This is a genomic window from Geobacillus sp. BK01 (genome assembly GCF_052220245.1).
Classification (GTDB): domain Bacteria; phylum Bacillota; class Bacilli; order Bacillales; family Anoxybacillaceae; genus Geobacillus.
This window is the reverse complement of record NZ_JBQPTH010000043.1, coordinates 1-4,795: the sequence shown is the minus strand read 5'-3', so window position 1 is coordinate 4,795 and position 4,795 is coordinate 1. Positions and strand designations below refer to the sequence as shown.

The window sequence follows — 4,795 nt, the reverse complement described above, 5'->3', positions numbered from 1 at the left end:
ATCTAGTTTTCAGGGAACGAATTCCTGACAACCTCATATGGCCTAGTGGTGATAGCGGAGGGGAAACACCCGTTCCCATCCCGAACACGGAAGTTAAGCCCTCCAGCGCCGATGGTAGTTGGGGCCAACGCCCCTGCAAGAGTAGGTCGCTGCTAGGCAAAACAAAAGCAGCTAATTGTGCTTGACGCATAATTAGCTGCTTTCGTTTTTATTTGGAATACCAAAGACGGTTTTTACTACTTCTTCAATCGGCTGTTCTCGTGAACGCTCTGCGCACGTTAAGAAGCGGGGAAAGTGCTCCATCTTTCCATCTACTAGTATAGAATGTTATCAATGTGGGAAACATAGAGGATGGGAGGTGGAGAGCGTGGGGGCACCGGTGATTGGCCGAAATAAACGTGAAAAAGTGTGCATTGTTTGCGAACAACAAAAACAGGAAGGAATGTTTCTTTTTGGTCATTTTCTTTGCTTGGATTGTCACCAAGCGATCGTGCACACAAATACAGACGATCCGAATTACGCGTTTTATGTGCAGCAGCTTCGGAAAATGGTCACATGTAAAATTTATTCGTAAAGGCTTATGTCAGGCCTATTTTTATCATCTTGCACCGAGAACCCCCCACTTCCACGCATGGGCGTAGGTGGGGGATGGATCGGTGTCTTTCCTCGTCAGTCCCCTTCTTGCTTCCAACAGGCAGTTGGTTCTGTTTGTGAGCAAAAGCCGCGGATGCCGTATGCGCGTTTTCTTTCACGGCAGTTCGTGTTACTATTATTTTGTTATTTCTCGTACATACTGAACGATTTCGGCGTTTATGCTGATGCCTGTTGCGCCTTTCGCTGCAGGCGGCAAAGCAGCAAGGAAAGAGGATGATGATGGATCAAACGAAAACTCCTTTATATGATGCTCTCATGCGCCATTGGACGCGCTGCCCGGTTTCGTTTCACGTGCCGGGACATAAATACGGTGCTTTGTTTTCCGAACGGGGGAGAGAGATGTTTACACCGTTGTTGGCGTTGGATGCGACGGAAATTTCCGGATTGGATGACTTGCATCATCCTGAGTCGGTAATTGCTGAGGCGCAGGCGTTGGCAGCGGATCTATATGGCGTTAGGGAGACGTTTTTCCTTGTGAACGGTTCGACGGCAGGGAATTTGGCGATGATCGCCGCCGTTTGTGATGAAAAAAAGCGGAAAATCATTGTGCAGCGCAACTGTCACAAATCCGTGATGCATGCACTACAGTTAATGGGAGCAACCCCTGTTCTTCTTTCCCCTGAATTTGATGGCGATGTGCGTGTTGCTTCGCACGTTTGCATAGAGACTGTCAAAGAGGCAGTTGCTCTTCATCGCGATGCTGCCGCCATTGTATTAACGAATCCAAACTATTATGGGATGTCTATTGATTTGACGGAAATTGTCCGTCTAGCTCATCGCTATGGGATTCCCGTGTTGGTCGATGAGGCACATGGCGCCCATTTTGTCGCCGGCCCCCCGTTTCCGAAACCGGCGCTTGCCTGCGGTGCCGATATTGTTGTGCAGTCGGCGCATAAAACATTGCCGGCGATGACGATGGGAGCGTTTTTGCATGTGAACAGTGGTCGTATCGACGTAGAGCGGTTGAAATATTTTTTACAGCTGTTTCAATCGAGCAGCCCATCTTACCCGATTATGGCGTCACTCGATTTGGCACGCCATTATGTCGCCCAGCTCACAAAGGATCGTGTGGCGGCGATTGTAGCGCAAATCGAGGAGTTTAAGATGGCATTGGCCCATATGGATGGGGTGGCGGTCGTTTCTTCCCGGCAGCCTGACGTGCAAACCGACCCGTTAAAGGTGACCGTGCAAACGCGCAGTCCGCTGACAGGATATGAGCTGCAGCGGCGACTCGAGCACGAAGGGGTGTTTACGGAATTAGCTGATCCATTGAACGTTCTGCTCGTCTGTCCGCTCGCTGCGACTGGAAAGCTGATGGAGGCGGTGGAGAAAATCAGACGAGCATGGCGGGGGGTGCCGGCTGGCGAGATGCCTCTGTTTGGTTCTTTCCCGTTTTTGCGTCCGCCGCTGTCGGTGTTAGTTCCGTATGATGAGTTGCGCGATGTACGGAAGAAAGCGGTCGCTTTAGATGAAGCGGAAGGGTGCGTGGCGGCGGAAACCGTCATCCCATATCCGCCTGGAGTGCCGCTCATATGGATCGGGGAACGGATCGACCGCGGCCATATTGAACACATTCGCCAGCTTCTCCGCCATCAGGTGCATATGCAGGGCGGAAGTCAGCTCGGGGATGGGTTGATTGTCGTATACGAACTTGGATGATGGAAAGGATGCTGCGGTGATGAACGGGTACTTTGTTTCATTTGAAGGGCCGGAAGGGGCCGGGAAAACGACCATGATCGGCAAGCTCGAGTCGTTTTTGCGCGAGCGGAGCTTTGATGTAATGGTAACGAGGGAACCTGGTGGAGTGCGCATTGCGGAGGCGATCCGCGCGCTCATTTTAAACCGGGAGTATACGGAAATGGACGGGCGAACGGAAGCGCTTTTGTATGCGGCAGCGAGGCGGCAACATTTGCTTGAAAAAATTGTCCCGGCGCTCGAGGCTGGACGCATTGTGCTATGCGACCGGTTTGTGGACAGCTCGCTCGCCTACCAAGGGTTTGCCCGCGGGCTTGGTATCGAAGACGTATGGAAAATTAACGAATTTGCCATTGACGGGTATATGCCGTCGCTGACGGTTTATTTTGATATTGATCCACAAACCGGACTCGAACGGATTCGGAAAAATCGGGAACGAGAAGTGAACCGGCTTGATCTTGAATCATTGTCTTTCCATGACAAAGTAAGAGAAGGATACCGGGAGTTGGCAAAGCGGTTTGCTGACCGGATCATTGTCATCGATGCGGGCCGGCCGCTCGATGTCGTGTTTGCCGAGACGGCGGCGGTGGTGCTTTCCCGCCTCAAAGGAAGATCAAAGTGCGATTTCCATGAATCCGGCCGTGATGATTCACGTTGGACATGATAGAATAGAAAGTAAGAAATGAGAAAGAGTGATGGCGATGCGATGGGAACAGCTGGCAAAGCGCCAACCGGTGGTGGCGAAAATGCTGCAAAGCGGCCTTGAAAAAGGACGGATTTCCCATGCGTACTTGTTTGAAGGGCAGCGGGGGACAGGGAAAAAAGCGGCCAGCTTGTTGTTGGCCAAAAGCTTGTTTTGCTTGTCCCCGTCAGGAATTGCCCCGTGTTTGGAATGCCGCAACTGCCGGCGCATCGATTCCGGCAACCATCCGGACGTTCGGTTGATCAGCCCGGATGGCGGATCGATTAAGAAAGAACAAATCGAATGGCTGCAGCAAGAGTTTACCAAAACAGCGGTCGAGTCGGATAAAAAAATGTATATTGTCGAACATGCCGATCAAATGACGACAAGCGCGGCCAACAGCCTTTTGAAATTTTTGGAGGAACCGCACCCGGGAACGGTGGCGGTGTTGTTGACCGAGCAATATCATCGCCTGTTAGGAACTGTTGTTTCCCGCTGTCAAGTGTTTTCCTTCCGGCCGCTGCCGCCAACAGAACTCGCCGGTCAGCTCGTTGAGGAGCGCGTGCCGCCGGCGCTGGCGCTGCTCGCCGCTCACTTGACGAACAGCTACGACGAGGCGTTGGCGCTCAGCCAAGACCGTTGGTTTGCTGAGGCGCGAACATTAGTGCTACAATTATATGAGATGCTTGGCAAGCCGGCGTTGCAGCTGCTGTTTTTCATCCACGACCGTTTGTTTCCGCATTTTCCGGAAAAATACCAGCTTGACCTTGGCCTTGATTTGCTTTTATATATATACCGCGATTTGTTGCATATTCAAGCCGGGCGGATGGATAGCGCATTATACCAGGATGAGCTTGACCGCTTGCAACGTTGGGCGCTTTCTTGTCCGCAACGGCGAATTTTAGACAGCATGGACGCGATTTTGCAGGCGAAAGCGCGTTTAAATACAACGAATATGAGCACGGCGCTGCTGATGGAGCAGCTGGCTCTTCAACTAAAGCGGTAAAGGAGGGAGAACCGTTGTATACTGTAGTTGGCGTCCGTTTTAAAAAGGCGGGAAAAATTTATTATTTTGATCCAGGTGACTTTGTCATTCCCGCCGGTGAGTTTGTCATTGTCGAGACGGCGCGTGGCATCGAGTACGGAAAAGTGGTCATCGCCAATAAACAAGTCGATGAAAATGATATCGTGCTGCCGCTGAAAAAAGTAATCCGCGTGGCGAATGAGAAAGATAAATGGGTCGTTGAAGAAAATAAAAAAGCGGCCCGCGAGGCGTATGATATTTGTTTGCGCAAAGTGGAAGAGCACGGGCTGGAAATGAAGCTCGTTGATGTGGAATACACGTTTGACCGCAACAAAGTCATCTTTTATTTCACCGCTGATGGCCGTGTCGATTTCCGGGAGCTCGTCAAAGACTTGGCTTCGATTTTCCGCACGCGCATTGAGCTGCGGCAAATCGGGGTGCGCGATGAGGCGAAAATGCTAGGCGGTATCGGGCCATGCGGCCGGATGCTTTGTTGTTCGACCTTTCTCGGCGATTTTGAGCCGGTGTCGATCAAAATGGCGAAAGATCAAAACTTATCGCTTAATCCGACGAAAATTTCCGGGTTATGTGGACGGTTGATGTGCTGTTTGAAGGGTAGCGTCAAAAGTTCTATGAAAACTCCACACAGGCCATCCCATGGAGCATCGTGAGGCATCCTTGGAGCCGGATTCGCCCTTGACCAACACCCGCCAAAGGTGAGAAAGAGTCGTCAAGGGCGA

General features: G+C 51.4%; 4 protein-coding genes, 1 rRNA gene and 1 pseudogene. All 6 read left to right on the top strand.

The window, feature by feature from the left end; translation table 11 throughout:
• The first annotated feature begins 41 nt into the window (after positions 1 to 41).
• Positions 42 to 158: ribosomal RNA gene (gene rrf, locus ACTVDO_RS17215) — 5S ribosomal RNA — on the top strand.
• 209 nt (positions 159 to 367) lie between these two features.
• A complete protein-coding gene (locus ACTVDO_RS17210) occupies positions 368 to 574 on the top strand; it encodes a sigma factor G inhibitor Gin (RefSeq protein ID WP_020958278.1) in 207 nt (68 codons plus the stop codon).
• 299 nt (positions 575 to 873) lie between these two features.
• The gene (locus ACTVDO_RS17205) at positions 874 to 2,313 is read left to right on the top strand and encodes an aminotransferase class I/II-fold pyridoxal phosphate-dependent enzyme (RefSeq protein ID WP_023817403.1); all 1,440 of its coding nucleotides are present in this window, start codon (positions 874 to 876) and stop codon (positions 2,311 to 2,313) included.
• Between the two features lie 19 nt (positions 2,314 to 2,332).
• Positions 2,333 to 3,013, top strand: coding sequence for a dTMP kinase (gene tmk, locus ACTVDO_RS17200; RefSeq protein WP_020958280.1), 681 nt, complete (start codon positions 2,333 to 2,335; stop codon positions 3,011 to 3,013).
• 31 nt (positions 3,014 to 3,044) lie between these two features.
• Positions 3,045 to 4,037 (top strand): DNA polymerase III subunit delta', encoded by a 993-nt coding sequence (gene holB / locus ACTVDO_RS17195; protein ID WP_442901945.1) that lies wholly within the window; start codon positions 3,045 to 3,047, stop codon positions 4,035 to 4,037.
• 14 nt (positions 4,038 to 4,051) lie between these two features.
• Positions 4,052 to 4,669: pseudogene (locus ACTVDO_RS17190) on the top strand (PSP1 domain-containing protein); the annotation flags it as partial.
• Positions 4,670 to 4,795: the final 126 nt, after the last annotated feature.